Source organism: Streptomyces sp. NBC_00461, assembly GCF_036013935.1.
In the GTDB taxonomy this organism is placed as follows: domain Bacteria; phylum Actinomycetota; class Actinomycetes; order Streptomycetales; family Streptomycetaceae; genus Streptomyces.
Window position 1 is genome coordinate 5,356,728 of sequence record NZ_CP107902.1, and the last position, 26,787, is coordinate 5,383,514.

A 26,787-nucleotide genomic window follows, 5' to 3' on the forward strand; every position below is an offset into this window, starting at 1 on the left:
GAGCCTGGGTTCACGCCACCCGGGTGAACTCCACCGACACCTCCGGCGGCCCGCCGGCCACACCCCGGTAGATGCCCTTGTGCGGGGTGACGTCGTCGTAGTCGCGGCCTCGGGCCACCACGACGTGGGACTCGTCGGCCCGGGTGCTGTTGGTGGGGTCGTAGCCGCACCAGTCGCCCGCCCAGTACTCGATCCAGGCGTGGCTCTGCCCGGCGACGGGACGGTGGAGTTCGGCCTCGCGGTCGGGGTGGAGGTAGCCGGAGACATAGCGGGCCGGCAGTCCCACGCCCCGCAGCAGGGCGACGGTGAGGTGGGTGATGTCCTGGCAGACGCCCGCGCCCTGCTCCCAGGCCTCCGCGGGGGACGTGTTCACGCTGGTGGCGCCGGGCAGGTAGGACACCCGGCCGGCGACCAGCGCGGACACGGCCGTCGCCGTGTCGTGCGGGTCGAGGCCGGCCGCCGCCTTGCGCGCCTTCTTGACGAGCTTCGCCGGGACCGTCGTACGGACCGTCGGGCTCGTGAACTCCAACAGGCGTGAGTTGACCGTGAGTTCGGCCAGTTTCGCCCAAGTGGGCGCCGCCGGGAGCGCGTCGGCAGGTGACGTCTCGACCAGGCTGGAGGCGGTGATGGTGAGGTTGCCGTGCGGGTCCATCAGGTCGAAGCCGGTGACCTGGGTGCCCCAGTAATCCCAGTACGACCAGGTGGCCGTCGCGGGGCTCACGGTGACGCGGGCGTCCAGGGTGGTCTGGCCGGGCAGCGTCAGCGGGGTCATACGGACCTCGTTGTGCGAGGAGGCCGCGGGCTGGGCGTAGGAGACCCGGGTGGTGTGCTTGATACGAAGGCGACGAGCCATCTCAGGCTCCTTCCTGGGCCCACTCGACGGGCCCCTGGTACGGGAAGAACCGCTCCGCCACCGCGTCCGCGGACGCCAGACAGGCCTGCTGCAGATCCCGCAGCAGGACCGGGAGCTGGTCTTCGAGGGCGTGCCTGTCCAGGTATTCGAGACGGGTGCGCAGCCGGCCGATGGGGCGGCGCGCCGGGTCCTGGCGGGGGCGGCCGAGCGCGGTGAGGCACTCCTCCGCCGTGGTCAGCGCGTGCAGCGCCGAGCGCGGGAAGTCCCGGTCCAGGAGCAGGAATTCGGCCACCCGAGGGGTGTCGCCGAAACCGCCGTACACGCGCGCGTACGCCTCGTCGGCGCCGGACGCGCTCAGCAGCGTCGGCCAGTCGGGCGCGTGCGCGGCGTCCAGCACCCGCACCGACAGCAGCCGTACGGTCATGTCGACCCGCTCCAGGCTGCGGCCCAGGACGACGAACCGCCAGCTGTCGTCCCGGCTCATGGTCGAGTCCGCGAGGCCGAAGAAGAGGGCGGCCCGGCGCCGTACCAGTTCCAGATAGGCGTACGGGCCCGTACGCCGCGCCGCGAGCCGCTGGTCGGCGAGCGCGTGCCATGTCGAGTTGAGGCACTCCCACATCTCGGAGGAGACGGCCTCACGGGCACTGCGCGCGTTCAACCGGGCGGCGCCCAGCGCCCCTTCGATGGAGCCCGTGGAGCGGGCGTCGAAGGCCAGCTGGTCCAGGACCTGCTGCATGTCCACGCGCTCGTCCCCGGCGTCCATGCCGAGGATCGCGTACAGCGACCGGCAGGCGGCGTCCTCGTCGCGCCAGGGGTCCTCCAGCATGCGGTGCAGATACGCGTCGAGGATGCGGCCGGTGGCGTCCGCCCGCTCGACGTAGCGGCCGGTCCAGCTCAGGGCCTCGGCTATCCGGGAGAGGATCACGTCGTTCACTGCTGCTGGGCCCCTTCCTGTACGACGGCACGGGTGCCGTCGGGTCCGAGCCGGCGCGGGGCGACGGCGGGGATCGCGGCGGCCGGCTCGGGCGCCGGCTGCTCGGACTGGCCCTCGGCGAGCACCCAGGTGTCCTTGGAGCCGCCGCCCTGGCTGGAGTTGACGATCAGGTTGCCCTCCTGGAGGGCGACGCGGGTCAGCCCGCCGGGCAGCACCCAGACGTCGTTGCCGTCGTTCACCGCGAACGGCCTGAGGTCGATGTGGCGCGGTGCCATCCGCTCGCCCGCGAGGGTGGGGGAGGTGGACAGGGCGACGGGCCGCTGCGCGATGTAGCCGCGCGGGTCGGCGATGACGGCTTTGCGAGTGCGTTCGAGAGTGTCCTTGTCGGCCTTCGGGCCGATGACGATGCCCTGGCCGCCCGCGCCGTCCACGGGTTTGATGACGAGCTGGTCGATCTGGTCGAGGACGGCCTCCAACTGTCCTGGCTCGTCGGGCCGGTAGGACTCCACATTGGGGAGAATCGGTTCCTCGGAGAGGTAGTAGCGGATCAGGTCCGGGACGTAGGTGTAAAGCAGCTTGTCGTCCGCGATCCCGTTGCCGACGGCGTTCGCGAGTGTGACGTTGCCCGCCATGGCCGCGCCCATGATGCCGGGGCAGCCGATCACCGAGTCGGGGCGGCAGTGGAGCGGGTCGAGGAAGTCGTCGTCCAGGCGCCGGTATACGACGTGGACGGGCACCTCGCCGCGCGTGGTGCGCATCCACACCCGGTTGCCGCGGCAGACCAGGTCGTGCCCCTCGACCAGCTGCACACCCATCAGGCGGGCGAGCAGGGCGTGTTCGAAGTAGGCGGCGTTGCTGGGGCCGGGGGTCAGGACGACGACCCTCGGGTCCTGCACCCCGTCGGGCGCGGCGGCGCGCAGGGCGGCCAGGAGCCGGTGGCAGTAGCCGTCGACGGGCAGGACGTGCTGTTCGGTGAAGAGGGACGGGAAGATCCGGGTCATGGCCCGGCGGTTCTCGATGACGTACGAAACCCCGCTGGGCACCCGCACGTTGTCCTCAAGCACCCGGAAGTCCCCGGCCTCGTCGCGTACGAGGTCGATGCCGGCGACGTGGATGCGTACGCCGCCCGGTGGTTCGACCCCCTGCGCGGATCGGTGGAAGTGGGGGGAGTTGAGCAGCAGCCGCCAGGGCACGACACCGTCCTCGAAGGCGCGGCAGTGCCCGTAGGCGTCGGCGAGATAGGCCTCCAGGGCTCTGACCCGCTGGCTCACCCCGCGTTGTATGAGATCCCATTCGAGGGCGTCGAGGATGCGGGGCACGAGGTCCAGCGGCCAGGGCCGCTCCTCGCCCGCGAAGGCGTACGTCACGCCGCGGTCCGTGAAGGCACGGGCCATCTGATCCGCCCGGAACCTGAGTTCACTCGGTTCGATCGGCTGCAGCGCCGCCAGCACCGGCTCATAGGCGGTCCTGACCTCACCCGGCCGCTCAAACATCTCGTCCCACGCATCGGCCAACGCGTATGCGTCAAATATGTCCGCCATGAGGGGACGTTAGAGGCGGGGTGTAACGCGACGATCACTCCGGTATTTCCGGGAGCTTGCGTGCCCGGACGGGGCGGGCGGGGTGCCCGGGACCACCCCCAGCTTGTTGCAGGACGACGGCAGGAGGACGGTAGGAAACGGGAGTTATAGGTGGTTAACCACCGGGACCTTTGGTCGAGCCGTGTTGCGGAGCCGGTCGCGTCCGCGCATAGTTGCGCTGCGGAAGGCGGCGAAACCGGGGGTGGGATGGGCGATGGCCGGGCACGGGACGGATGAGCATCCACACGGTGCTGACCGACTGTGCGAGGCCGGGGATCGCGTGTATTCCCGGGCCGTACGGCGGGGCCGCGTGCCGCGCCTGGACGCCGGACCGGTGCCGTGTCTGCTGGAGTTGGCCCTGCTGCACCCGGACCCCGACGACATGGACTGGCTGGTCCCGACGTCCCCGCAGGAGGTCATGACCCGGCTGCTGCGCGGGGTGTACGACGAGGTCAGCGCGAGCCAGCGGAAGGTGGGCGCGGCGGTCACCGCCGTCGAGCGGTACGCCGGCCTCGGGCCCGCCACACAGGCGGCCTCCGGCCCGGCGGAGGGTGCCGCGATCCGTGTCCTGGACGGGCTGTCCCGTATCCAGGCCGCGATGGACGCGGCGACCCAGGCGTGCACGACGGAGGTCCTGACGGTGCAGCCGGGCGGCATCCGCCCCGAGCACGAGCTGACGGAGGGGCTGCACCGGGCGCTGGCCCTGCGAGGGCGCGGCGTGCGCATGCGCGACCTGTACACGCATGTGGCCCGGCACGGGCAGGGCCTGCTCAACTACCTGGAGCTGATGGGCGGTTCGGTCGAGGCGCGCACCCTCGACGAGGTGATCGACCGCCTCATCCTCTTCGACCGCACGGTGGCCTTCATCCCCGCGAACGCGGACCGCACCCTCGCGCTGGAGCTGCGCCACCCCGCCCTGGTCGAGTATCTGGTCACCGTCTTCGACCGGCTGTGGCGGCTGGCGATCCCACTGACCGCGCCGCTGCCCGACACCGGCATCGAGGGCATCTCCCACCGCGAGCAGTCCATCGCGGCGCTGCTGGCGGAGGGCCACCAGGACGCGGTGATCGCGGAGCGGCTCGGCATAAGCGTCCGCACCTGCCGCGCCCACATCGCCCGGCTCTCCGAGACCCTCGGCGCGGCCAGCCGCACCCAACTCGGCGTCCGCATCGCCCAGGTGGGCCTCGACGGCCCGCGTCATTCCGCCGACGTCGCCCCGGTCACTCTTCCCGGTCAAGAATCCCCGACCGTCCGATGAGATAGCCGAGCTGGGCCCGGCTCTCGCTGCCCAGGGTGGCCGCCAGCTTGGCGATGTGCACCCGGGCGGTGCGGACGTTCATGCCGAGGCGCTCGGCGATGACGGTGTCGGTGTGGCCCTCGACGAGGAGGGCGGCTATGGCGTGTTGGCGGGGGGTGATGCCGTTGAAGGCGACGCGGGTGGGGGCCATGGGGTGCATGGGCGTGGCCATGTGCCACAGGCGGTCGAAGGTGATGGCGAAGTATTCGATCAGGACCGGGTGCCGGACTTCGAGGGCGAGCGTGCGGTCCGCGTTCGCGGGGATGAAGGCCACCGCATGGTCGATCACGATGAGGCGCTCGGTGATCTGGTCGAGGGTGCGCGCCTCGGCGTCACCGGTCAGCTGCTCGTAGCGGGCGATCACGGCGGGGGAGTGGCGCTGCGTGTGCTGGTAGAGCGTGCGGATACGGCCGCCGCGGTCCAGCAGGTCCTGGTCGCGGCCCAGGCTCTTGGCCAGGCGGGCGGCCGGACTGCGGCCGTCGTAGGGCTGGATGGCGAGCAGTTCGCGGGAGGCGTCGGCCATGGCCGCGGCGATGGCCTCGTTGATCCGGTCGAGTCCGCCGAGGACGCTGATGGTCGGCGGGCCGGGTGCCGCGGTGAGCTGCCCGTCGATGTGCATGAGAGGCGCGAACGTCTCGGCGAGCCGCTGCTCGCGCCGGCGTTCGGCGGCGATGCGGTCCGCCGACGTACGCAGCAGGCGGTGGAGTGCGAGGGCCGGGGCGACGGGCTCCAGACGGCCCGGGTCGGTGACGGCGGGGTGCAGCAGGCCGGAGTCGGTGAGGCAGGGGGCCGCTTCGGCCTCCGTGCCGCTCAGACGGCCTTCGCGCAGAGCGCGGCCGTACAGTTCCAGGCCCGCTTCGCACAGCTCCTCCGGGCCGTGCGGGTGCGCCTGCGTCGTCACGAATGACCCTTTTCTTCCGGGTGGGTTCAGCGTTTCTGCCTCAGCGTTCCTGCTTCAGGACTCCTGCCTCAGCGTTCCTGCCTCAGGGTTCCTGTTTCAGGATCCCCGACTGCGCGATGAGGAAGCCGAGCTGGGCGCGGCTGCCGCTGCCCAGGGACGTGGCGAGCTTGGCGATGTGGGCGCGGCAGGTGCGGACGTTCATGCCCAGGCGCCGGGCGATCGCCTCGTCGACGTGCCCCTCGATGAGGAGCTTGGCGATGGAGTGCTGGATCTCCGTGATGCCGTCGGGGGCGGTCTCGTAGGGGGCGCCGGCGCTCAGCGGGACCGCACGCGTCCACATGAACTCGAAGACCTTGATCAGATAGCGCACGAGCCCCGGATGGCGGAGTTCCAGGGCCACCGCCCCGTCGTCGCGCGTCGGGATGAAGGCCACGGTCTCGTCGCAGATGATCAGCCGCTCGACGAGTTCGTCGATGGTGCGGTACTCCACCTTGCCGTCGGTGAACTGAGCCACGTAGGCGAGCGTTTCCGGGCTGTAGCGGGCCGGGTGCTGGTAGAGCGTCCGGATGCGGCAGCCCCGTTCGATCAGGGGCCGGTCGCGGTTGAGTCCCTGGGCGAGGGTGTGCTCCAGGCGGCGGCGGCTCGGCTGGACGGTGAGCATCTCCGTCCGGCACTGGGTGGTGGCCAGATCGAGTGCCGAGTTGATCCGGTCGAGGCCCTCCAGCACGGTGATCGAGTGGGTGTTCGCCGTCGACTGGGCGCTGAGGGTCATGAACGGCTCGAAAGCGTCGGCGAGTTCGATGGACTGCCGTCGGCGCTGGGTGATCTCGTTCTCGATCGGGTTGAGCCGCTGGGCCAGAGCGATCGAAGGGGGTACGGGACGCAGCCAGGTCGGGTCGTCGGGATCGGGATGAAGGAGGGCGAACTCCATCAAGCAGGGCGCGGGCTCGACATCCGCACGGGCGATGCGGCCCGTCCGGAGAGCGTTGCCGTAGAGGCGGCGTCCGTCCTCGCACAGGTCGGTCAACCCATGGGGATGTGTCCGCTTAGTCTCATTTATCACCAGATCTCCACCCCCCAGGGTCCTGAACGTGCAGGAACATGATGCATCGTTTGTGTGGCCATGACGTGCCGGAATGGGCCATCGTCGTATTCGGACGGGGGAGAGGTGACCTTCAAATGAGGACGAAGCCGACTATGCATAAGAGAATGCTTCGCTCGGCGCTTGTCGCCGCCTTCTCCGCGGCCTTGGCTTTCGGAGCGCTGGGCGGCCTCGCGGGGGCCAAGGGCGATGCCGCGCAGGACAGCACCTGGAACAAGACGACTTCCGTGTCTGCCGCCGGCGCCGGTGACAGTACGTGGATCGTCACGGCGTCCGGCGTCACGGCGTCCGGCGTCCCGGGTGACAGCACATGGCTTGCTCCGACCGACAGCACGTGGGTCGCCGAGTCATGACCACCCCACCCGACGACCGCTCCTTCCGCCGCGAAATGGCCACCGCCTACCGCTCCGGCTGGCACTTCATCGATCTGGTCACCGCGATCCCCCACACCGGTGACTCGTTGATGGTGACTGTCTTCGGTGAGCCGGTCGTCGTCACGCGCGACGAGGACGAGGACGTACGGGCGTACCGGTGTCTGCGGCGGCCTCGGGGGGCGCCGCAGCCCGTGCGATGTGCCATCCGGTACGGAATGATCTTTGTGAACCTTGACCAGCGAGACCATCGGCTGGTGGAACCGGAAACCCCCCAAGTTCGGACCATCTCAGCCACCCCCCGCAGTGCCTGACGCGATTCCCCCGTCGCAACAGATCGCTCAGGTGCTTCCCCCCGCAGCGGCGTCACCGTGACCTGAACACGGTGACGCCGCTGCAGTTTTACGGGACATTTCCGGGTATCGGCCTATTCGGCCACAGTCGAGCACTGGCCGAAAATCATCGGTGCCGTCATCCGAGCCCCATCGCCCGCGTCAGCTCGATCTCGATCACCACGCGTGACGGGTTCGGCGCCGGCGTCCGCTCGTAACGCTCGGCATAGCGCCGCTCCGCCTCCGCGACCCGCTCCCGGTCGGTCCGTACGAAGGCCCGGCCCTCCAACGTCGCCCAGCGCCGGCCGTCCACCTGGCACACCGCCACGCGGGCGCCCTCCGGCCCGGCGGCCAGCACGTTCGCCACCTTCGTGCTCGTCTTGTTCGTGATGACCCGGGCCAGTCGGGCGCCGGGATCGTAGGTCACCCCGACGGGCACGACGTGCGGGCTGCCGTCCGGGCGCGGGGTCGTCAGCGTGCACAGGTGCCGCTCCCGCCAGAAGCTGAGGTACGTGGCGTCGGGGGCGCCGGGATCCTGCGAATAGGTCGCCATACCCACGGGAACTTAGCCGCCGGACCGCCCCCGCTCCCGCCTTGAGTGGAATAGACTCAACTTTGTGTACGCTGATTGAGTCAGCAATGGGAGACGTGGCGGAGAGCTGACATCAGGAGGAGAAAGCGAACGTGGACGCCGAGCTGACCAACCGGAGCCGGGACGCGATCAGGGCGGCCGAGCAGCGGGCCGTGACCGACGGGCACGCCGACCTGACCCCCGCGCACCTGCTGCTGGCCCTGCTCCAGGGCCGGGGCCAACAAGGGAACGAGAACATCACCGACCTGCTGGCCGCGGTCGACGCCGACCAGGCGGCCGTGCGCGCCGGTGCGGAGAAGATCCTCGCCGGGCTGCCCAGCGTGACCGGCTCGACCGTCGCGCCCCCGCAGCCCAGCCGCGAGCTGCTCGCCGTGATCGCGGACGCCGGCGAGCGTGCCGCGGCCCTGGGCGACGAGTACCTCTCCACCGAGCACCTGCTCATCGGCATCGCCGCGAAGGGCGGCGCCGCCGGTGACGTACTGTCCGGGCAGGGGGCCGGTGCGAAGAAGCTGCAGGACGCGTTCCAGCAGGCGAGGGGAGGACGCCGGGTGACCACACCCGACCCGGAGGGTCAGTACAAGGCACTGGAGAAGTTCGGCACGGACTTCACGGCCGCGGCGCGCGAGGGCCGGCTCGACCCGGTCATCGGCCGGGACCAGGAGATCCGCCGCGTCGTACAGGTGCTGTCGCGCCGTACGAAGAACAACCCCGTCCTCATCGGCGAGCCCGGCGTCGGCAAGACCGCCGTCGTCGAGGGACTCGCCCAGCGCATCGTCAAGGGCGACGTGCCGGAGTCCCTCAAGAACAAGCGGCTGGTCGCGCTGGACCTGGGTGCGATGGTCGCGGGTGCGAAGTACCGCGGCGAGTTCGAGGAGCGGCTCAAGACCGTCCTGGCCGAGATCAAGGACTCCGACGGCCAGATCATCACCTTCATCGACGAACTGCACACCGTCGTGGGCGCGGGCGCCGGCGGCGACTCCGCGATGGACGCCGGCAACATGCTGAAGCCGATGCTCGCCCGCGGCGAGCTGCGCATGGTCGGTGCGACGACGCTGGACGAGTACCGCGAGCGGATCGAGAAGGACCCGGCGCTGGAGCGCCGCTTCCAGCAGGTGCTGGTGGCGGAGCCCACGGTCGAGGACTCGATCGCGATCCTGCGCGGGCTCAAGGGCCGCTACGAGGCCCACCACAAGGTCCAGATCGCCGACAGCGCGCTGGTGGCGGCCGCGACCCTCTCCGACCGCTACATCACCTCCCGCTTCCTGCCCGACAAGGCCATCGACCTCGTCGACGAGGCGGCCTCCCGCCTGCGCATGGAGATCGACTCGTCCCCCGTCGAGATCGACGAACTCCAGCGCGCCGTCGACCGGTTCAAGATGGAGGAGCTGGCGCTGGAGAAGGAGACGGACCCCGCCTCCCGGCAGCGCCTGGAGAAGCTGCGCCGCGACCTCGCCGACCGGGAGGAGGAGCTGCGGGGCCTGACCGCCCGCTGGGAGAAGGAGAAGCAGTCCCTCAACCGCGTCGGTGAGCTCAAGGAGAAGCTGGACGAGCTGCGCGGCACGGCCGAACGCGCGCAGCGCGACGGCGACTTCGACACCGCCTCCAAGCTTCTCTACGCCGAGATCCCGGAGCTGGAGAAGGAGTTGGAGGCCGCCTCGGAGGCCGAGGAGGAGGTCTCCAAGGACACCATGGTCAAGGACGAGGTCGGCTCCGACGACATCGCGGACGTCGTCGCCGCCTGGACCGGCATCCCCGCCGGCCGCCTGCTGGAGGGCGAGACGCAGAAACTCCTGCGCATGGAGGACGAGTTGGGCAAGCGCCTGATCGGCCAGCAGGAGGCCGTGCAGGCGGTGTCCGACGCGGTACGGCGCACCCGCGCCGGCATCGCCGACCCGGACCGCCCCACCGGCTCCTTCCTCTTCCTCGGCCCGACGGGCGTCGGCAAGACCGAACTAGCCAAGGCCCTGGCCGACTTCCTCTTCGACGACGAGCGGGCGATGGTCCGCATCGACATGTCGGAGTACGGCGAGAAGCACAGCGTGTCCCGCCTGGTCGGCGCCCCGCCCGGCTACGTCGGCTACGAGGAGGGCGGCCAGCTCACGGAGGCGGTGCGCAGGCGCCCGTACAGCGTGGTCCTGCTGGACGAGGTGGAGAAGGCACACCCCGAGGTCTTCGACGTCCTCCTCCAGGTGCTGGACGACGGCCGCCTGACGGACGGTCAGGGTCGTACCGTCGACTTCCGCAACACGATCCTGGTGCTGACGTCGAACCTGGGCAGCCAGTTCCTGGTGGACCCGCTGACCGGCGAGGAGGAGAAGAAGGAGCAGGTCCTGGAGGTCGTCCGGACCTCCTTCAAGCCGGAGTTCCTCAACCGGCTCGACGACCTGGTCGTCTTCTCGGCCCTGAGCAAGGACGAGCTGAGCCGTATCGCCCGCCTGCAGATCGGCCGCCTCGCGAAGCGGCTCGCGGAACGCCGGCTCACCCTGGAGATCACCGACGAGGCCCTGGCCTGGCTCGCCGACGAGGGCAACGACCCGGCCTACGGCGCCCGCCCGCTGCGCCGCCTCGTCCAGACCGCCATCGGCGACCGCCTCGCCAAGGAGATCCTCTCCGGCGAGGTCAAGGACGGCGACACGGTCCGGGTGGACGCCTTCGGGGACGGGCTGATCGTGGGACCGGCGACCGGCAAGACGCTGTAACCGGACACATGCCGCACGGGCCCGCCACCCTTTCGGTGACGGGCCCGTTCAGTTCTGCAACTGGTTGAGCTGCATGCCGTCCACCCACAGCATGATCACGGCCACGACGAACCAGACGGCGACCACCAGGCACACCAGCCACAGACCCCACAGCAGCCACCGCAGCTCTTTCCTCATCCGCATGCCGTGATCATGCCGCCCGCTGGTCATGGCACCGTCACTCCCAGGTGACCGGATCGTGTCAGCCGGCGGCTGACAGGGCCGACCGGGCTTGCCACCCCCCTCCCCGGATGAGGGAGGATGACTGAATCCGTACGAAGGGAAAATCACGGTGAGCATCGACCCGTCCTCGATTCCGAACTTCGGGGGCCAGCCCGAGCCGCAGCCCGGCGGACCGGCGGGCCCCGTCGTCCCGGATCAGGACCTCGTGAAGCAGCTCCTCGACCAGATGGAGCTCAAGTATGTCGTCGACGACGAGGGTGACCTCGCGGCGCCGTGGGAGCAGTTCCGTACGTACTTCATGTTCCGTGGCGAAGGGGACCAGCAGGTCTTCTCCGTTCGGACGTTCTACGACCGCCCCCACCAGATCGACGAGAAGCCCACGCTGCTGGAGTCCATCGACGACTGGAACCGGCGGACGCTGTGGCCCAAGGTCTACAGCCACACCCACGACGACGGCACCGTCCGCCTGATCGGCGAGGCGCAGATGCTGATCGGCACCGGCGTCGCCCTGGAGCACTTCGTGTCCTCCACGGTCAGCTGGGTGCGCGCCGCCATCGAGTTCGACAAGTGGCTCGTCGAGCAGCTCGGCATCGAGCAGGAGATCAACGAGGCGGACAAGCCCGAGGACGACGAGGAGTAGTCCTCGCCCCGTAGCCGCACGAGAGCCCGGCCAGGGCACCGACCCCAGGGTCGAGTGCCGGGGCCGGGCTCTCGCCGTCCACAGCCTGTGGAAACCTCCGACGCCGCGCCTCAGCCGGCCAGCGCCTTGAGCCGCTGCACCGCCTCCTGCAGCACCCCTGTCTGCTTGCAGAACGCGAACCGCACGAAGGGGGCGCCCGCCTCCCGGTGGTCGTAGAAGACCGCGTTGGGGATGGCGACGACGCCGGCGCGCTCCGGCAGGGCGCGGCAGAAGGCGAAGCCGTCGCTCTCGCCCAGGGGCCGGATGTCGGTGGTGATGAAGTACGTGCCGGCCGGCTTGAAGACGGTGAATCCCGCGTCCGCCAGACCGGCCGCGAGCAGGTCACGCTTGGCGAGCATGTCCTCCCGGAAGTCGGCGAAGTAGCTGTCGGGCAGGGCGAGCGCCTCCGCGACCGCGTACTGGAACGGTCCCGAGGCGACGTACGTCAGGAACTGCTTCGCCGAGCGCACCGCCGTGACCAGCTCGGGCGCCGCCGTCACCCAGCCCACCTTCCAGCCGGTGAAGGAGAAGGTCTTGCCGGCCGAGCCGATCGTGACCGTCCGCTCCCGCATCCCCGGGAAGGTCGCGAGCGGCAGGTGCGCGGCCTCGTCGAAGACCAGGTGCTCGTACACCTCGTCCGTGACGACGAGCAGGTCCCGCTCGACGGCCAGCTCGGCGATCGCGGTCAGCTCCTCGCGGGTGAGGACCGTGCCGGTGGGGTTGTGCGGGGTGTTGATGAGCAGCAGGCGGGTGCGGTCGGTGACGGCCGCGCGCAGCTCGTCGAGGTCCAGGCGGAAGGAACCCTCGTGCGGGCGCAGGGTCACCGGCACCCGGGTCCCGCCCGCCATCGCGATGCAGGCCGCGTACGAGTCGTAGTACGGCTCCAGGGCGATCACCTCGTCGCCCGGCTCCAGCAGGGCGAGCAGCGACGCGGCGATGGCCTCCGTGGCGCCGGCGGTGACCAGGACCTCGGCGTCGGGGTCGTACGACAGCCCGTACCGCCGCTCCTGGTGCGCGGCGATCGCGGTGCGCAGCTCGGGGACGCCGGGGCCCGGCGGGTACTGGTTGCCACGCCCGTCACGCAGCGCCCGCACGGCCGCCTCCCGGACCTCCTCCGGGCCGTCCGTGTCGGGAAAGCCCTGGCCCAGGTTGATGGAGCCCGTCTGCAGCGCCAGTGCCGACATCTCGGCGAAGATCGTCGTCCCGAACTCGGTGAGGCGGCGGTTGAGGAGGGGGCGGTTACTGGAGGTCATGCGGCTCATCCTGCGCCGAAGCCGCGGAGTTCCTCAACCTGCGTCCGGGGGTCGGCAACTGCGGCGGCACCTCGCGCACCGGATGGGCACAGGCGTGGGTGGGCATCGTCATCTCATGTCTCAGTTGCTCACAGCAGGCCTCGCCATAGCCGCCGTGATCCTCTCGGGGCTGGTCGTCGTGGTCCTGGCGCTGACTGTCAGAGCGTGGGACGCCTGGTGGGCCAGATCGGCCCACGCCTTGGTCGTCCTGGCGGCCGCGGCAGCCGTGGCGTTCGGGATCCACTGGGGAATCCATGCCCTGCCGCGGGACGGATGCGCGCACCATGCATGCGTGACCGCGCCCGGCGACTAGCGGCCCCTGACCTGCCATTCTGTGCAGGTCAGGGGCTTTTTTTCGGGGAGAACCCTCTGAAGTTCCTCAACTCTGCTTTGGCCGGGCGGGCGGCAGGGCATTCCCCGTTCACGCAAGACGCGAGGCACCCACGGGGGGCTGCTTCGGGAAACCCGAAAGGACGGTGACGCCATGTTCACAGGCTTCATCGTGGCGGCGGTCGTGATCGTGTTCGTGGCGATCGTCGTATCGGCAGTACGCAACGGCGGCTCGAAGTCGTACGGCGCGGGGAGCCGCAGCAGTGGGACCAGCAGCTGGTGGGCCGGCGGGGGAGACGGCGGCTCGTCGGGCGGGCATCACGGCGGGCACCACGGGGGCCACTCCTGCGGCGGCGGCCACTCCTCCTGCGGCGGGGGCTCGTCCTGCGGTGGCGGAGGGGGATGCGGTGGTGGCGGTGGCGGATGCGGTGGAGGCAGCTGACACGGGGCAGCCGAGCTCCACAAGGGGGAACCGCATCCCCTTCCGTCACTCCGGTCGAGCACCCGTCGGGGCCCACGCCCCGACGGGTGCTCGCACGCTCCGGCGTACGCCATGGCCGCCGTGGCGCACGCCCTGGTTGAACAATTGAGCAGGGGAGCCCTCTGAGGGATGGAAACCCCACGAACTTGGGTAAAAACGCTGTGGCGGCGCCAGAGTTCATGATTCCCTCTAAATCGCCAAGGCAGCTCCTCGGGCGTCCTGCGGAACCTTCCTGACCTCCCGACTGGGCTGACCGGGCCGATCCCCCGGCATCGCCGGGGTGTGCCGGACCCCCACACCTCCCTTCTTTGCGTGCCAGCGGAGAGCCGACCCATGCTCACGACCCTGAACACCTCATACACCGACACGCGCGCGGCCGACCTCGCCTGGGCCCTGGGGCGCGAGCCGCTTCCCGCGCTGGCCACGCTCGATTTCGAACTGGCCGGGGCCAAGCTGCAGTTGAGACTCCTCGGGGCGTCCCACCAGGTACTCCTGGAGGAGGAGCGGGGCACTTGTTCGGAGACGGTGGCGTGCATCTCCGGCAGCAGCACCCCGCTGCCGCTGGGCGTCGCCAAACGGGCGGGCGACTGGGAGTACGAGTTCGCGGCCCGCGTGGAAGTCCTCTCGCCGGGGTTGTTCGCGGGGCGCGCGCAGGAGTTGCTCGCGCTGGTCTCCGACCATCCGCACGGACTGGCGGGCGTCTTCCCGGGCAGCCCGCACGCCTTCACCGCGCTGCTGGCCCAGCGGCACGAGGGCCAGGTCCACTGGCGGACCTGGCACGCCTACCCGCAGGACGGGCAGTTGGTGGCGACGCGGACCCGGGTGGGAGTCCGGATGCCGGTGGCGCACGGCAGACTGCTGGACGTCTGACCGGGACGCGTGATCTCAAACACGGGACGCCGAACTGCCCGACAGTTCCACACGTGTGGGTGACGAAGGGTGACTCAGGAGTGACGTAACGTCGCAGTCGTGATCGAACCGCACGCGCCGGCACCACCCGCCCCCTCGCCCCCTTGGGCGGCCCCGGCGCCGCTGCCCGTGCAGCCGGACACCGGACGGTTCCTCGTGCTCGCCTGCGTCTTCGTATGCGCGGCCTGCGGACTCGTGTACGAACTCGAACTCGTCGCCCTGGCCTCGTACTTGATCGGCGACTCGGTCACCCAGGCCTCCGTCGTCCTGTCGGTCATGGTCTTCGCCATGGGCATCGGCTCGCTGGCCGCGAAACGCCTGCGCTGGCGGGCCGCGGCCGGCTTCGGCGCGATCGAGGCGACACTCGCGCTCGTCGGCGGCTGCAGCGCGATGGCCCTGTACGCCGTCTTCGCCTGGACCGGCGACTGGGGCGGCCTGTGGGGTCCGCGCTGGCTCCTGGTCGCCTTCTCCCTGACGATCGGCCTGCTGATCGGCGCGGAGGTTCCCCTCCTGATGGAGCTGATCCAGCGCATCCGGCGCCAGGACGCGGGCGGCGCGGTGGCCGACCTGTTCGCGGCGGACTACGTCGGCGCGCTCGTCGGCGGCCTAGCCTTCCCCTTCCTTCTCCTGCCCCTCCTGGGCCAGTTGACCGGCGCCCTGATCACCGGCACCGTCAACGCGATCGCGGGCGGCACCCTCGTCCTCGGCCTGTTCCGCCGCGATCTCACCCCCCGCGCCCGCTGGCTGCTCCTGATCGCCAACCTCACCGTCCTCACCGTCCTCGCTTCCGCGGCCGTCCTGGTCGACGACTTCGAGCGGGCCGCACGGCACGCGGTGTACGGCAAGGACGTCCGCGTGGCGCTGCAGACCGGCATCCAGGAGATCGTCCTCACCGGAGGCACCGACGGCCGTCCCCTGTCCCTCTACCTGGACGGCCGCCTCAGGGTGAGCGGCCGCGACGAACACCGCTACCACGAAGCCCTGGTCCACCCCGCGATGAACGGCCCCCACGCGCGCGTACTCATCCTCGGCGGCGGTGACGGACTCGCCGCCCGCGAAGTGCTGCGCCACCCGGGCGTGCGACGCGTGGACATCGTCGAACTCGACCCGGAAGTCGTGCGGCTGGCCCGCCGCGACCCGGCCCTGTCGAAGCTGAACGGCCACGCCCACGGCGACCCACGCGTGCACGTGACCACGGACGACGCCTTCCGCCGACTGCGCACGGCGCCCGCCTCGACGTACGACGTCGTCATCTCGGACCTGCCCGACCCGGGCATCACGGCCAGCACCAAGCTGTACTCCCAGGAGTTCTACGGCCTCGCCCGACGTGCCCTCGCACCCGGTGGCCGGCTCGTCGTGCACGCGGGCCCGTTCGCCACCCGCCCGCGCGTGTTCTGGACGGTCGAGGCGACCATGCGCGCCGCCGGTCTGCACACCGCGCCCTACCGCGTGGGCGGGCGGGACGCCGGCTTCGCCGCGGGCCCCGACCGCACCGCCGGCTCGTCCCGGGCCCCGCGCGACTGGGGCTTCGTCCTGGCCTGTGCCGACGCCCGCCCGCGGCTTCGCCTGGACCCGCATGAGCCACGCCTGCGCACCCTCACCCAGACGGTCCTGACGGCGGACGCCGAAGCCGTGACCGCCGGGCGCATCGACGGGCTGCCGGCGTCGACGCTGGTGCACCCGCGCTACTGACGTGCCCTGCTGGTGCACCCGCGCGCACCCGCGTCGCTGACGTGCCGTACCTACGTGCCTTCGTCGTCGGCCGGCGCCGACGCGCGGTCACTTTCGACCAACCGGGGTGCATGACCCGGCCTCCTGGGTAGGCTCGGCCGACATGGAGCATGAGGTGTTCGTTCCGGTTCCGGCCCGGCGGCTGAAGGAGACCCTCGCCGACCCCGCGAGGGTGGCCCGGGCTGTCCCCGGGCTCCAGCAGGACGCGGGCGCCGAGCCCGTCACCGGACGGCTGAAGGTGCGCGTCGGCAGTCACTCCGTCACCTATCGGGGGACCGTCCGTGTCACCCCGCAGGACGACGGTTCGTACGCCGCCGAGGGGGACGTCACCGAGACCCGTGGCGCCGGCTCGGTCAAGCTCGCCCTCACGCTCCGCGTCGAGGAGACGGACGGCGGCTCCCGGCTCGCCTTCGAGGGCACGGCCTCCGCGACCGGCCGGCTCACGGAGCTGCCGGCCGAGCAGGTCGCCTCGGCCGCGACCCGCCTGCTGAACCGTTTCGCGGAGAACCTGGCCGCGGCGCCGGAACCCGAAAGGTCTGCCGAACGCGCGACGCCCGGGGAATCCGAGCCCCTCGTCACCCAGGAGTTCGAGCCCAAGGCGACCAGCGACTTCGAGACGACGCCCGACGCCGACGACGCTCCCGCTCCCTCTCCCGCCGCCGAGTCGGGTTCCGAGTCCACGGAGCACACCTCGGTCTTCGACACCGAGGTCCCGCCACCGTCCCTCGACCCGCTCGCCGACCAGGAAGACGAGGAAGAGGGAAAGGGAGAAGCAGAGGCGGAGTCCGAGGCCGCGCCTGCGTCCCGGCCGGAGGGCGCCGCCCCCGCCGACCGCGCCCCCGCCGACCTCACCCCGCCCGCCGAACCCCCCGCCCCCGCCGAAGCCGCGCACGCGCGCCGCACGATGATCGGCCGCAGCGCGGAGGAGGTCGACCACGCCCCGCCCCGTGGCCGCTACGCCCCGGTCCCCGCCCCGCAGACGGTGTCCGCCGGTTCCCCCCTGCGCTGGGCGGCCCCGGCGGCGGCCCTCGTACTCGCGTCGGCGATCGTCGTCGGCCGTGCGCTGCGCAGGCGCCACTGAGCGAGGGGCCTGGGGGCTTGATCGCCCCAGTAGGGTCGTCCCGTGAGTAACGAAGACATCACGCTGACCGCGGGCGACGCGGAGGTGACCGTACAGCCGGGCAACGGCGGCCGGGTCTCAGGGCTGCGCGTCGGCGGCACGGAACTGCTCCGCCAGGGCGAACGCTTCGGCTGCTTCCCGATGGTTCCCTGGTGCGGGCGGACCAGGGACGGCCGCTTCCGGGACGGCGCGGCCGTTCACCAGATGCCGCTCAACTCCCCGCCGCACGCCATCCACGGCACCGTCCGCGACGGCGCCTGGCGCACCGCGCGCGTGAACACCGACGAGGCGGTCATCACCTACGAACTGGTGGAGCCCTGGCCCTACACCGGCCTCGTCACCCAGCAGATCGCCCTCACGCCGGGCGGGTTGACGCTGACGATGTCCGTGGAGACGTACGACTCCTCCTTCCCGGCGCAGATCGGCTGGCACCCCTGGTTCAACCGCAACCTGGGCGGCGAGGACGCGACGCTCGCCTTCACTCCCGCCTGGCAGGAGGAGCGCGGCGACGACCATCTGCCCACCGGCAACCGGATCGACCCCCGCCCCGGCCCCTGGGACGACTGCTTCGGCATGCCCGGCGGCGTCGACGTCACCCTCACCTGGCCCGGCCAGCTGCAGTTGAAGGTGACCAGCCGTGAGGAGTGGGTCGTGGTGTACGACGAGCAGGAGGCGGCCGTGTGCGTGGAACCGCAGACCGGGCCGCCCGACGGCCTGAACAGCCTGCCCCGCACGGTCACCCCGCTGGAGCCCCTCGAAGCGACGACCACGTGGACTTGGCACCCCCTTTAAGCTGACTGGCATGACGGACGTACGTGGCGCACTGCTGCAGCAGATCAAGGACAAGGCCGTGGTGCACGGCAAGGTGACCCTGTCGTCGGGGCTGGAGGCCGACTACTACGTCGACCTGCGCCGCATCACCCTCGACGGCGAGGCCGCCCCGCTGGTCGGCCAGGTGCTCCTGGACCTGACCGCCGACCTCGACTTCGACGCGGTCGGCGGTCTGACCATGGGCGCCGACCCGGTCGCGGCCAGCATGCTGCACGCGGCCGCCGCGCGGGGGAAGAAGGTGGACGCCTTCGTCGTACGCAAGGCGGCGAAGGCGCACGGGCTGCAGCGGCGGGTCGAGGGGCCGGAGATCGCGGGCCGCCGCGTCCTGGTCGTCGAGGACACCTCCACCACCGGCGGTTCCCCGCTGGAGGCCGTCCAGGCGGTGCGTGAGGCGGGCGCGGAGGTCGTCGCCGTGGCGACGATCGTGGACCGGACGACCGGTGCCGCCGAGAAGATCCAGGAGGGGGCCGGGGTGCCGTACCTCTACGCGTACTCCAAGGACGACCTGGGCCTCGACTGAGCTTCGACGGAACCTGGGGCGAGCCTCAACCGCCTTGTCCACAGGCCGTTGTCCACAAGCCGGACAGGACGGGCAAAGCATCCGGCCGAGTCTGGGAGGATGGCGCCGACGACGACGTCACCCCCAAGGTCTAGGTCAGGGCCGTAGTACGCAGAAAGCCAACCCGCAGATACCAAGGAGCGGACAGATGCCCATCGCAACTCCCGAGGTCTACAACGAGATGCTGGACCGGGCGAAGGCAGGCAAGTTCGCCTACCCGGCGATCAACGTGACCTCGACCCAGACCCTGCACGCGGCCCTGCGCGGTTTCGCTGAGGCGGAGAGCGACGGCATCATCCAGATCTCCACGGGTGGCGCCGAGTTCCTGGGCGGTCAGTACAGCAAGGAAATGGTGACGGGTTCCGTCGCCCTGGCCGAGTTCGCGCACATCGTCGCCGAGAAGTACCCGGTCACGGTCGCCCTGCACACGGACCACTGCCCGAAGGACAAGCTCGACGGGTACGTACGTCCGCTGCTCGCGATCTCCGAGAAGCGCGTCGAGGCCGGCCTCACCCCGCTCTTCCAGTCGCACATGTGGGACGGCTCCGCCGAGACCCTCGCCGACAACCTGTCCATCGCGCAGGAGCTCCTCGCGCAGGCCCGCCGGGCGAACATCATCCTTGAGGTGGAGATCACCCCGACCGGTGGCGAGGAGGACGGCGTCTCGCACGAGATCAACGACTCCCTCTACACGACGGTCGACGACGCGATCCGTACCGCGGAGGCCCTGGGCCTGGGCGAGAAGGGCCGCTACCTCCTGGCCGCGTCCTTCGGCAACGTGCACGGCGTGTACAAGCCGGGCAACGTAGTGCTGCGCCCGGAGCTGCTGAAGGAGCTGAACGAAGGCGTGGGCGCCAAGTTCGGCAAGCAGTCCCCGTTCGACTTCGTCTTCCACGGCGGCTCCGGCTCCACCGAGCAGGAGATCCGCACCGCGCTGGAGAACGGCGTGGTCAAGATGAACATCGACACGGACACCCAGTACGCCTTCACGCGTCCCGTCGCCGACCACATGTTCCGGAACTACGACGGCGTCCTGAAGGTCGACGGCGAGGTCGGCTCCAAGAAGACCTACGACCCGCGCACCTGGGGCAAGCTGGCCGAGGCGAGCATGGCGGCGCGCGTGACGGAGGCCTGCGGCAACCTGCGCTCGACCGGCACCAGGATCAAGTAACGCCTCGGAGATCTCACGAGCGGGAACGCACGAGCGGGAACTCCCGAGCGGGAACGCACGAGCCCGGCGTCTGTCGACGGCGCCGGGCTCGCTGTATACCTGGGGACATGCCCGACGTCCGGATCTCCTCCCCGCAGGGTAAGTGGATCCTGCTGACCACGGTGCTCGGCTCCAGCATGGCCATGCTGGACTCGACCGTCGTCAATGTGGCCCTCCCGCGCATCGGCCGTGACCTGGACGCGAACCTCGCCGCGCTGCAGTGGACGGCCAACGCGTACATGGTGACGCTGGCCGGCCTGATCCTGCTGGGCGGCTCCCTGGGCGACCACTACGGCCGCCGCAAGGTCTTCGTGATCGGTGTGGTGTGGTTCGCGGCGGCCTCCCTGCTGTGCGGGGTGGCGCCCAGCGCCGGTGTGCTCGTCGCGGCCCGCGCCCTGCAGGGCATCGGCGGTGCCCTGCTCACGCCGGGTTCCCTGGCGTTGATCCAGGCGTCCTTCCACCCGGACGACCGCGGTCGGGCGGTCGGCCTCTGGTCCGGTTTCGGCGGGATCGGTGCGGCGGTCGGGCCGTTCCTGGGCGGCTGGCTGGTGGACGGCCCCGGCTGGCGCTGGGTCTTCCTCCTCAACGTGCCGCTGGCGCTGCTGTGCGCCCCCATCGCCGTGCGTCACGTCCCCGAGTCGGCGGACGGCCGCGCCCACGGCCGCTTCGACGTGCTGGGCGCGGTGCTCGGCGCCGCGGCCCTGGCCCTGGTCACCTACGCCCTGATCGAGGCCCACCAGGGCTCGCTGGTCGTCGTCGTCACCGCGCTGGCCGGCCTGGCGGCGGGCGTCGCCTTCGTCTACGTCGAGAAGCACCGCCCGGACCCGATGCTGCCGCTGGACATCTTCGCCTCCCGCCAGTTCACGGCGGTCAACCTCGTCACCCTGTGCGTGTACGCGGCCTTCGGCGGCTTCTTCTTCCTCACCGCCCTCCAACTGCAGGTCGCCGTCGGCTGGTCCCCCCTCGCCGCGGGTACGGCGCTGCTGCCGACGACCATCCTGATGCTGCTGTTCTCGGCCCGCTCGGGCGCCCTCGCCGACCGCATCGGCCCGCGCATCCCGCTCACCGTCGGCCCGCTGCTGTGCGCGGCCGGCATGCTGCTGATGCTGCGGGTCGGTCCGGGCGCCTCGTACGTGGCCGACGTCCTGCCCGCCGTACTGGTCCTCGGCACCGGCATGGTCACCCTGGTGGCACCGCTGACGGCCACCGTCCTGGCCTCCGTGGACACCTCGCGGGCGGGCCTGGCCAGCGGCATCAACAACGCGGCGGCCCGCGCGGCCGGCCTGATCGCGGTGGCCGCGCTGCCGCTGCTCGCCGGAATGGGCCCGGAGGCCTACCGCTCCCCGGACGCCTTCGACGACGCCTTCCACCGGGCGATGCTCCTGTGCGCGGGCATCCTGGCACTCGGCTCGGCGGTCGCTTTCACGACGGTACGTTCCCTCCCACCGGGCTGCCGCCGCCCGGAGTGCCGCACACACGGATCGATCACGACTCCGCCGCTGGAGGGAGAACGGGCCCGGGGCCGAATCGCGTAGCGACCCCTCGCCCAGGACACCCCCTCGCCCAGGACACCCGTCCGGCACCCCTCACCCGGTCCCGCATCTCAGCCGGACCCGCATTTCTCAGCCCGTCCGGCGTTTGAGGACAAGGCCCCTTCAGGGCCGATGGGGGGGCCTGGGGGCGGCGGCAGCCGGTACGCGGGACACTGGTTCACATGTCGATTCACGAGAACCTCCTCGGGGGCCCGCCCCCGACCCACCTCCCCGACGACCCCGCGCCCCGCGAGCTCCTGGCGAACGGCACCGCGCCGGCGGACGTCGCCGCCAAGTACCCGACGTCCTCGCTGGCCTGGGCCCAGCTGGCCGACGATGCGTTCGAGCGGGGCAGCGTCGTGGAGTCGTACGCCTATGCCCGTACGGGCTACCACCGTGGCCTGGACTCCCTGCGCCGCAGCGGCTGGAAGGGCCACGGCCCGGTGCCCTGGGAGCACGAGCCCAATCGCGGTTTTCTGCGCGCCCTGCACGCCCTCGCCCGCGCCGCGCAGGCGATCGGCGAGCAGGAGGAGTACGAGCGCTGCAGCCAGTTCCTGAAGGACTCCTCGCCGGCGGCGGCCCAGACACTGGGCTGACCGGGGCGCGTGTGTGCAGGTCCGCCTGGTGTGACCGGGCGGACCTTGCGGTTTCGGGGGACGATTGTGGAAGATGCCGTTGGGGACCGGGGCCACCGTGTCGATAACGGCAGGGGCGGACCGCTACCCGGAGTACAGCAGGAGACAGCGATGTCCCTTCAGGCTCAGCCCAACGAGGCTTCGGAGCCCGAGACCCCGCATCTCGACTTCCAGGGCACCACCCCGTACGAGGACTACGTCCAGGCGGACGTGCTCACCCACCTCCAGCACACCCTCTCCGACGACCCCGGAGAGATGGTCTTCCTGGTCACGACCCAGGTGATGGAGTTGTGGTTCACCGTCATCGTCCACGAGTGGGAGACCGCGGCGCGGGCCCTGCGCGAGGACCGGGTGCCGGTGGCGGTCGACGCGCTGAAGCGGTCGGTACGGGAGCTGGAGGCGCTGAACGCCTCCTGGAAGCCCCTCGGCCAGCTCACCCCGGCCCAGTTCAACTCCTACCGCTCGGCGCTCGGTGAGGGCTCCGGCTTCCAGTCGGCGATGTACCGCCGCATGGAGTTCCTGCTCGCCGAGAAGTCCGCGTCCATGCTCGTCCCGCACCGCGGCGCCCCGCGTGTCCACGCCGAGCTGGAGAAGGCGCTGCACGAGCCGAGCCTGTACGACGAGGTGCTGCGCCTGCTCGCCCGGCGCGGCCACGCGATCCCCGCCTCGGTCCTGCGGCGCGACGTCTCCGGGCGCTACGAGCCGAGCGAGGCGGTCGAGGCCGTTTGGACCGCGATCTACTCCGGCGACGAGAACGCCGAACTCGCCCGCCTGGGCGAGGCGTTGACGGACGTCGCCGAGCTGGTGTGGCGATGGCGCAACGACCATCTGGTCGCCACCCGGCGCGCGATGGGCGCCAAGACCGGCACCGGCGGCTCGGCGGGCGTCGCCTGGCTGGAGAAGCGTGCGCAGAAGAACGTGTTCCCGGAGCTGTGGACGGCGCGGTCCCATGTCTGAACTCATCGTGCGTGCAGGGGAGTTGGACGCCTCCGACGAACTGGCCGGTTCGCGCAAGCAGTTCGTGCTCGACGAGGTGGTCTACCTGGACGGGAACTCCCTCGGCGCGCTGCCGACGGCGGTCCCGGGGCGGGTGGACGACGTCGTACGGCGTCAGTGGGGCGAGCTGCGTATCCGGTCCTGGGACGAGAGCGGCTGGTGGACGGCGCCCGAGCGGATCGGCGACCGGATCGCACCGCTGGTCGGCGCGGCGGCCGGGCAGATCGTCGTCGGCGACTCGACAAGTGTCAATGTTTTCAAGGCACTTGTGGGCGCGGTACGGCTCTCGGGGCCGTCGGAGACGTCGGAGCAGTCCTCGGGTGGCCGGGACGAGATCCTCGTGGACGCGACGACCTTCCCCACGGACGGGTACATCGCCGGATCGGCGGCCCGGATGACGGGGTGCACGCTGCGTCCGGTGACCCCGGCCGAGGTGCCGGGCGCGCTGTCCGGCCGTACGGCTGCCGTCCTGCTGAACCACGTCGACTACCGCACCGGCCGGCTGCACGACCTGCCGGGCCTGACCGCCGCCGTGCACGCGGCGGGCGCGGTGGCCGTCTGGGACCTGTGCCACAGCGCGGGCGCGCTGCCGGTCGGGCTGGACGAGCACGGGGTCGACCTGGCGGTCGGCTGCACGTACAAGTACCTGAACGGCGGCCCTGGTTCACCGGCGTACCTCTACGTCCGCGGCGATCTGCAGGACCGCTTCGACTCCCCGCTGCCCGGCTGGAACTCCCACGCGGAGCCCTTCGGGATGCGGTCCGAGTACGCACCGGCCGGCGGCGCGCTGCGCGGGCGCGTCGGCACCCCGGACATCCTGTCCATGCTCGCCCTGGAAGCGGCGCTCGACGTCTGGGACGGCGTCCCGATCGAGGCGGTGCGCGCCAAGTCCCTCGCCCTGACGGACTTCTTCCTGGAGTGCGTGCGGGAGTACGTGCCGGCGGGGCGCGTGGAGTCGCTGACTCCGGTGGCCCATGAGGAGCGCGGCAGCCAGGTGGCGCTCCGGTGCGCGGACGCCGCGGACGCCGCGGACGTCATGAAGCGGCTGATCGAACGGGGCGTGGTCGGGGACTTCCGGCGCCCGGACGTCCTCCGGTTCGGTTTCACACCGTTGTACGTCGGGTTCGCGGACGTGGAGCGGGCGGCCCGGGTGTTGGGAGAGACGCTCGCCGGATAGCCCCGGCGGGCCCCGGTGGTTGTGGCGTGCGGGCCGGGCAGGGTGCGGAACTCCCCGGCCCGCGGGTCACAGAACCGTTTCTCCTCACCGAGCGTCACATCCCCGTGTCCGCGCACGTCACCGGCCTGATACCGTCCCCGCCAACGGCCCGATTTTCTCTCCTGGCCCGCCAAACCCTCCCCCAGTGCAGAAAAAGCCCGGGAGGTGCCCCCATCGTCGCTGAGAGGTTGGAGCATGCCGGACGACGCCGCAGCAGCCCGGGCCGCCACCGAAGAGGAGTCGGCGTTCTCGCATCCGGCGGTCGAGCCCGACTCCACCGCCGCTTACGGTGACCACCCCGACCAGCTGATCGACTTCTACGCCCCTCGCGTCGATCCGACTCCCGGCACTCCCGTGCCGCTGGTGGTCGTCCTGCACGGCGGCGCGTGGCGGGCGGCGTACGACCGACGCCACATCTCTCCGTTCGCGGACTTCCTCGCCCGGCGGGGGTTCGCGGTGGCCAGCGTCGAGTACCGGCGGGGGAGCGTGATCCCGGCCCAGGGCGGCGCGGGCGGTCCCCTCGCGGGCCGGTGGCCGGAGACCTTCGACGACGTCGCGGCCGCGCTGGACGCACTGCCCGCGCTCGTGCGCGAGGCCCTTCCGGGGGCCGACCCGCGCCGCATGGTGGTCACCGGGCACTCGGCCGGCGGCCACCTCGCCCTGTGGGTGGCGGCCCGCCATCTGCTCCCCGCCGACGCCGCCTGGCGCATCGACCGTCCCGCGCCCCTGCGCGGGGTCGTCGCCCTGGCCCCGATCGCGGACTTCGAGGTGGCCGACAAACTCGACGTGTGCGGCGGGGCCGCGCGTCAACTGCTGGGCGGCGAGGAGAAGTTCGCCGAGCGCCGGCCGTACGTCGACCCGTCGCTCCTGCTCCCGACCGGCATCGCGACCACCCTGGTCCAGGGCCGCAGCGACATCGACGTCCCGCAGGCGGTCGCCGAGGCGTACGCCGACGCGGCGGCCAAGGCCGGTGAAGTCGTGGGCTTCACGCTGCTGGAGGACGTCGGCCACTTCCCGCTGATCGACCCGTCGGCGGACGCGTGCGCGGTGGTGGCGGAGGAGATCGCACAGCTGGCGTGGTGAGCCGTCCGCGGTGCGCCCCGGCCAGTGAGCCGGCTCCCCGGTGCGCGGGCCCTTCGGCGCGCCGGCGTCCCTGATGCGCAGGCGCCTTCGTACGCCTGCCCCTTCATACCCGTAGTACCTGAGAGCTACGTCCCGGAAGAGCTCCCTGGCGGGACGCGGACGACGCCTCACGGTCCGTAACTTCCCTACCGGACAAGCCCGATGGCCGGGCGGACCGGGAGGGACGAGGACCATGGAGCTGGAGACGGGGGCGGTCGCCGAGCAGACCGCGGCAGTGACTCGGGCGACCGGAAAGCGCTCCGACAGGCGGCGCGGTGCGGGCAGATGGCGTCGAGGCGCCTTCGGCGCTCTCATCGCCGGCGCCGTGGTCCTCCCGCTCGCGGGGGCCGCCCGGCCCGCCGTTCCCGCCCCGGCCCCGGCGTCCCTCGCCCCCCTGACGGCATCGACCCTGGACGCCGCCTACATGGCGAACCGTGCCAACGCCGCCGAAGCCTCCCGTATGGCCGCCGCTGACGGCAACGACGAGCGGGCCGCGGCTGATCGCTCCATGGCCGACCCCTCCCGCCGCTTCCTCTCCTTCGACGGCCGCGGTCCGGGACAGGCGACGGAGGTCTTCGGCGACCTCGCCCACGCCGACCGCGTCGCGGTCCTGGTCCCGGGCTCCGACACCTCCGTCGACACCTACGACCGGTTTCGCGCGGGTGCCCTCGCGCTGCACGAACGCCTGGTGAGGGAGGCCCCCGAGGGCGTACGGACGGCGGTCGTGGCCTGGCTCGGCTACCGGACGCCGGACACGGTCAGCGCCACGGTCCTCACCGCGGGCCGCGCCGAGCAAGCGGCCCCGCGCCTGCGCGAGTTCATCGGCGAACTGCGCCGCACCGCAGGCCCGAACGCGGACATCTCGCTGCTCTGCCACTCCTACGGCACGGTCGTCTGCGGCCGTGCGGCGGCCGGTCTGGACGTGTCCGACATCGCCCTCGTCGGCAGCCCCGGCACGGGCGCGGACTCGGCGGCGGCCCTGCACACGCCGGCCCGCGTCTGGGCGGCGCGCGGCGGCGACGACTGGATCGCGGAGGTCCCGCACGTCGAGGCCGACCTGTTCGGCACGACCGTCGGCTTCGGTACCGATCCCGTCTCACCGGCCTTCGGCGCCCATGTCTTCGCGGCGGGTTCCGGCGGCCACAGCGACTACTTCAGGCCGGGCTCGGCGTCCCTGGCCAACCTCACCCGGATCGTCCTGGGCGACACGAAGGCGGTGACCCGTGCGTGAGCCGAAGCAGGGTGCGCGAGGTCCGCTGCG

The 26,787-nt window shown here is 71.4% G+C and carries 27 protein-coding genes; 19 read left to right on the top strand and 8 right to left on the bottom strand.

The features are described from left to right. Nucleotides 1-10 precede the first annotated feature (10 nt). From OG870_RS25085 to OG870_RS25095, 3 genes are read right to left on the bottom strand one after another with little or no spacing between them, the layout of a single operon-like run. Complete coding sequence (locus tag OG870_RS25085) at nucleotides 11-853, bottom strand: transglutaminase family protein (RefSeq protein ID WP_266518533.1); 843 nt, start codon at nucleotides 851-853, stop codon at nucleotides 11-13. A gap of 1 nt (nucleotide 854) precedes the next feature. Then, nucleotides 855-1,787, bottom strand: a complete 933-nt coding sequence (locus tag OG870_RS25090) for an alpha-E domain-containing protein (RefSeq protein WP_266518536.1) — start codon at nucleotides 1,785-1,787, stop codon at nucleotides 855-857. Next, nucleotides 1,784-3,328, bottom strand: a complete 1,545-nt coding sequence (locus tag OG870_RS25095; protein WP_266518539.1) for a circularly permuted type 2 ATP-grasp protein — start codon at nucleotides 3,326-3,328, stop codon at nucleotides 1,784-1,786. The genes OG870_RS25090 and OG870_RS25095 overlap by 4 nt, the downstream gene beginning before the upstream one ends. Nucleotides 3,329-3,581: 253 nt before the next feature. Here OG870_RS25095 and OG870_RS25100 point away from each other — a divergent pair, with 253 nt between their 5' ends. Further along, nucleotides 3,582-4,625 carry a helix-turn-helix transcriptional regulator gene (locus OG870_RS25100; RefSeq protein ID WP_266518542.1) on the top strand — a complete coding sequence of 348 codons (1,044 nt, stop codon included), beginning with the start codon at nucleotides 3,582-3,584 and terminating at the stop codon, nucleotides 4,623-4,625. Here the strand turns inward: OG870_RS25100 and OG870_RS25105 are convergent. Then, entirely contained in the window at nucleotides 4,588-5,565 is a 978-nt protein-coding gene (locus OG870_RS25105) for a helix-turn-helix transcriptional regulator (protein ID WP_266588810.1), read from the bottom strand. The two genes, OG870_RS25100 and OG870_RS25105, sit on opposite strands and share 38 nt — an antisense overlap. An 82-nt stretch (nucleotides 5,566-5,647) precedes the next feature. Continuing rightward, nucleotides 5,648-6,628: a helix-turn-helix transcriptional regulator gene (locus OG870_RS25110; RefSeq protein WP_266588812.1), complete on the bottom strand. Its 981-nt coding sequence runs from the start codon at nucleotides 6,626-6,628 to the stop codon at nucleotides 5,648-5,650. A 146-nt stretch (nucleotides 6,629-6,774) separates the two neighbouring features. Between OG870_RS25110 and OG870_RS25115 the strand changes: the two genes are divergently transcribed. Together OG870_RS25115 and OG870_RS25120 are read left to right on the top strand one after the other, a co-directional pair. Continuing rightward, nucleotides 6,775-7,020 carry a hypothetical protein gene (locus tag OG870_RS25115; protein WP_266518548.1) on the top strand — a complete coding sequence of 82 codons (246 nt, stop codon included), beginning with the start codon at nucleotides 6,775-6,777 and terminating at the stop codon, nucleotides 7,018-7,020. Continuing rightward, complete coding sequence (locus OG870_RS25120) at nucleotides 7,017-7,352, top strand: hypothetical protein (RefSeq protein WP_266518551.1); 336 nt, start codon at nucleotides 7,017-7,019, stop codon at nucleotides 7,350-7,352. The genes OG870_RS25115 and OG870_RS25120 overlap by 4 nt, the downstream gene beginning before the upstream one ends. A gap of 157 nt (nucleotides 7,353-7,509) precedes the next feature. On the opposite strand, the gene OG870_RS25125 is transcribed toward OG870_RS25120, so the two are convergent. Next, nucleotides 7,510-7,923, bottom strand: coding sequence for a pyridoxamine 5'-phosphate oxidase family protein (locus OG870_RS25125; protein ID WP_266518554.1), 414 nt, complete (start codon nucleotides 7,921-7,923; stop codon nucleotides 7,510-7,512). 131 nt (nucleotides 7,924-8,054) lie between these two features. On the opposite strand from OG870_RS25125, the gene clpB reads away from it, so the two are divergent. Further along, on the top strand, nucleotides 8,055-10,661 hold the full coding sequence (gene clpB, locus OG870_RS25130; RefSeq protein WP_266518557.1) for an ATP-dependent chaperone ClpB: 2,607 nt from the start codon (nucleotides 8,055-8,057) through the stop codon (nucleotides 10,659-10,661). Nucleotides 10,662-10,709: 48 nt separating this feature from the next. On the opposite strand, the gene OG870_RS25135 is transcribed toward clpB, so the two are convergent. Continuing rightward, entirely contained in the window at nucleotides 10,710-10,844 is a 135-nt protein-coding gene (locus tag OG870_RS25135; protein ID WP_266518560.1) for a hypothetical protein, read from the bottom strand. 148 nt (nucleotides 10,845-10,992) lie between these two features. Between OG870_RS25135 and OG870_RS25140 the strand changes: the two genes are divergently transcribed. Beyond that, nucleotides 10,993-11,523 (top strand): YbjN domain-containing protein, encoded by a 531-nt coding sequence (locus OG870_RS25140; protein ID WP_266518564.1) that lies wholly within the window; start codon nucleotides 10,993-10,995, stop codon nucleotides 11,521-11,523. Between the two features lie 110 nt (nucleotides 11,524-11,633). On the opposite strand, the gene OG870_RS25145 is transcribed toward OG870_RS25140, so the two are convergent. Continuing rightward, entirely contained in the window at nucleotides 11,634-12,824 is a 1,191-nt protein-coding gene (locus OG870_RS25145) for a pyridoxal phosphate-dependent aminotransferase (protein WP_327691471.1), read from the bottom strand. A gap of 106 nt (nucleotides 12,825-12,930) precedes the next feature. Between OG870_RS25145 and OG870_RS25150 the strand changes: the two genes are divergently transcribed. The 14 genes from OG870_RS25150 (at nucleotide 12,931) to OG870_RS25215 (ending at nucleotide 26,757) form a co-directional block, all read left to right on the top strand. After that, nucleotides 12,931-13,167, top strand: coding sequence for a hypothetical protein (locus OG870_RS25150; protein WP_266588816.1), 237 nt, complete (start codon nucleotides 12,931-12,933; stop codon nucleotides 13,165-13,167). A gap of 171 nt (nucleotides 13,168-13,338) precedes the next feature. Next, nucleotides 13,339-13,626 carry a hypothetical protein gene (locus OG870_RS25155; protein WP_266518575.1) on the top strand — a complete coding sequence of 96 codons (288 nt, stop codon included), beginning with the start codon at nucleotides 13,339-13,341 and terminating at the stop codon, nucleotides 13,624-13,626. A gap of 372 nt (nucleotides 13,627-13,998) precedes the next feature. Beyond that, on the top strand, nucleotides 13,999-14,535 hold the full coding sequence (locus OG870_RS25160) for a DUF2617 family protein (RefSeq protein ID WP_266588818.1): 537 nt from the start codon (nucleotides 13,999-14,001) through the stop codon (nucleotides 14,533-14,535). A gap of 99 nt (nucleotides 14,536-14,634) precedes the next feature. Further along, complete coding sequence (locus tag OG870_RS25165; protein WP_266839056.1) at nucleotides 14,635-16,266, top strand: polyamine aminopropyltransferase; 1,632 nt, start codon at nucleotides 14,635-14,637, stop codon at nucleotides 16,264-16,266. A gap of 142 nt (nucleotides 16,267-16,408) precedes the next feature. Next, complete coding sequence (locus OG870_RS25170; protein ID WP_266588822.1) at nucleotides 16,409-17,386, top strand: SRPBCC domain-containing protein; 978 nt, start codon at nucleotides 16,409-16,411, stop codon at nucleotides 17,384-17,386. A gap of 42 nt (nucleotides 17,387-17,428) precedes the next feature. Continuing rightward, nucleotides 17,429-18,217: an aldose epimerase family protein gene (locus OG870_RS25175; protein ID WP_266518587.1), complete on the top strand. Its 789-nt coding sequence runs from the start codon at nucleotides 17,429-17,431 to the stop codon at nucleotides 18,215-18,217. Nucleotides 18,218-18,227: 10 nt separating this feature from the next. Further along, the gene (gene pyrE / locus OG870_RS25180; protein WP_327691473.1) at nucleotides 18,228-18,776 is read left to right on the top strand and encodes an orotate phosphoribosyltransferase; all 549 of its coding nucleotides are present in this window, start codon (nucleotides 18,228-18,230) and stop codon (nucleotides 18,774-18,776) included. Between the two features lie 187 nt (nucleotides 18,777-18,963). Then, nucleotides 18,964-19,986, top strand: coding sequence for a class II fructose-bisphosphate aldolase (fbaA, locus tag OG870_RS25185; RefSeq protein WP_266518593.1), 1,023 nt, complete (start codon nucleotides 18,964-18,966; stop codon nucleotides 19,984-19,986). Between the two features lie 107 nt (nucleotides 19,987-20,093). Continuing rightward, nucleotides 20,094-21,560 carry an MFS transporter gene (locus OG870_RS25190; protein ID WP_266518596.1) on the top strand — a complete coding sequence of 489 codons (1,467 nt, stop codon included), beginning with the start codon at nucleotides 20,094-20,096 and terminating at the stop codon, nucleotides 21,558-21,560. A gap of 179 nt (nucleotides 21,561-21,739) precedes the next feature. Continuing rightward, nucleotides 21,740-22,153: a DUF3151 domain-containing protein gene (locus OG870_RS25195; RefSeq protein ID WP_266518599.1), complete on the top strand. Its 414-nt coding sequence runs from the start codon at nucleotides 21,740-21,742 to the stop codon at nucleotides 22,151-22,153. A gap of 150 nt (nucleotides 22,154-22,303) precedes the next feature. Then, nucleotides 22,304-23,149, top strand: a complete 846-nt coding sequence (locus tag OG870_RS25200; RefSeq protein ID WP_266588824.1) for a tryptophan 2,3-dioxygenase family protein — start codon at nucleotides 22,304-22,306, stop codon at nucleotides 23,147-23,149. Next, nucleotides 23,142-24,365, top strand: coding sequence for a kynureninase (kynU, locus tag OG870_RS25205; RefSeq protein ID WP_327691475.1), 1,224 nt, complete (start codon nucleotides 23,142-23,144; stop codon nucleotides 24,363-24,365). Before OG870_RS25200 ends, kynU begins: the two co-directional genes overlap by 8 nt. 234 nt (nucleotides 24,366-24,599) lie before the next feature. Next, nucleotides 24,600-25,487 carry an alpha/beta hydrolase gene (locus OG870_RS25210; RefSeq protein WP_266588828.1) on the top strand — a complete coding sequence of 296 codons (888 nt, stop codon included), beginning with the start codon at nucleotides 24,600-24,602 and terminating at the stop codon, nucleotides 25,485-25,487. A 232-nt stretch (nucleotides 25,488-25,719) separates the two neighbouring features. Then, the gene (locus OG870_RS25215) at nucleotides 25,720-26,757 is read left to right on the top strand and encodes an alpha/beta hydrolase (protein WP_266588830.1); all 1,038 of its coding nucleotides are present in this window, start codon (nucleotides 25,720-25,722) and stop codon (nucleotides 26,755-26,757) included. Nucleotides 26,758-26,787: the final 30 nt, after the last annotated feature.

Coding starts and splice junctions, on each gene's coding strand:
- OG870_RS25210 (WP_266588828.1), top strand. CDS start 24,600: ATGCCGGACGACGCCGCAGCAGCCCGGGCCGCCACCGAAGAGGAGTCG.
- OG870_RS25115 (WP_266518548.1), top strand. CDS start 6,775: ATGCTTCGCTCGGCGCTTGTCGCCGCCTTCTCCGCGGCCTTGGCTTTC.
- OG870_RS25125 (WP_266518554.1), bottom strand. CDS start 7,923: ATGGCGACCTATTCGCAGGATCCCGGCGCCCCCGACGCCACGTACCTC.
- pyrE (WP_327691473.1), top strand. CDS start 18,228: ATGACGGACGTACGTGGCGCACTGCTGCAGCAGATCAAGGACAAGGCC.
- OG870_RS25085 (WP_266518533.1), bottom strand. CDS start 853: ATGGCTCGTCGCCTTCGTATCAAGCACACCACCCGGGTCTCCTACGCC.
- fbaA (WP_266518593.1), top strand. CDS start 18,964: ATGCCCATCGCAACTCCCGAGGTCTACAACGAGATGCTGGACCGGGCG.
- OG870_RS25170 (WP_266588822.1), top strand. CDS start 16,409: ATGGAGCATGAGGTGTTCGTTCCGGTTCCGGCCCGGCGGCTGAAGGAG.
- OG870_RS25200 (WP_266588824.1), top strand. CDS start 22,304: ATGTCCCTTCAGGCTCAGCCCAACGAGGCTTCGGAGCCCGAGACCCCG.
- OG870_RS25155 (WP_266518575.1), top strand. CDS start 13,339: ATGTTCACAGGCTTCATCGTGGCGGCGGTCGTGATCGTGTTCGTGGCG.
- OG870_RS25195 (WP_266518599.1), top strand. CDS start 21,740: ATGTCGATTCACGAGAACCTCCTCGGGGGCCCGCCCCCGACCCACCTC.
- OG870_RS25095 (WP_266518539.1), bottom strand. CDS start 3,328: ATGGCGGACATATTTGACGCATACGCGTTGGCCGATGCGTGGGACGAG.
- OG870_RS25145 (WP_327691471.1), bottom strand. CDS start 12,824: ATGAGCCGCATGACCTCCAGTAACCGCCCCCTCCTCAACCGCCGCCTC.
- OG870_RS25135 (WP_266518560.1), bottom strand. CDS start 10,844: ATGCGGATGAGGAAAGAGCTGCGGTGGCTGCTGTGGGGTCTGTGGCTG.
- OG870_RS25190 (WP_266518596.1), top strand. CDS start 20,094: ATGCCCGACGTCCGGATCTCCTCCCCGCAGGGTAAGTGGATCCTGCTG.
- kynU (WP_327691475.1), top strand. CDS start 23,142: ATGTCTGAACTCATCGTGCGTGCAGGGGAGTTGGACGCCTCCGACGAA.
- OG870_RS25160 (WP_266588818.1), top strand. CDS start 13,999: ATGCTCACGACCCTGAACACCTCATACACCGACACGCGCGCGGCCGAC.
- OG870_RS25100 (WP_266518542.1), top strand. CDS start 3,582: ATGGCCGGGCACGGGACGGATGAGCATCCACACGGTGCTGACCGACTG.
- OG870_RS25120 (WP_266518551.1), top strand. CDS start 7,017: ATGACCACCCCACCCGACGACCGCTCCTTCCGCCGCGAAATGGCCACC.
- OG870_RS25215 (WP_266588830.1), top strand. CDS start 25,720: ATGGAGCTGGAGACGGGGGCGGTCGCCGAGCAGACCGCGGCAGTGACT.
- OG870_RS25150 (WP_266588816.1), top strand. CDS start 12,931: ATGTCTCAGTTGCTCACAGCAGGCCTCGCCATAGCCGCCGTGATCCTC.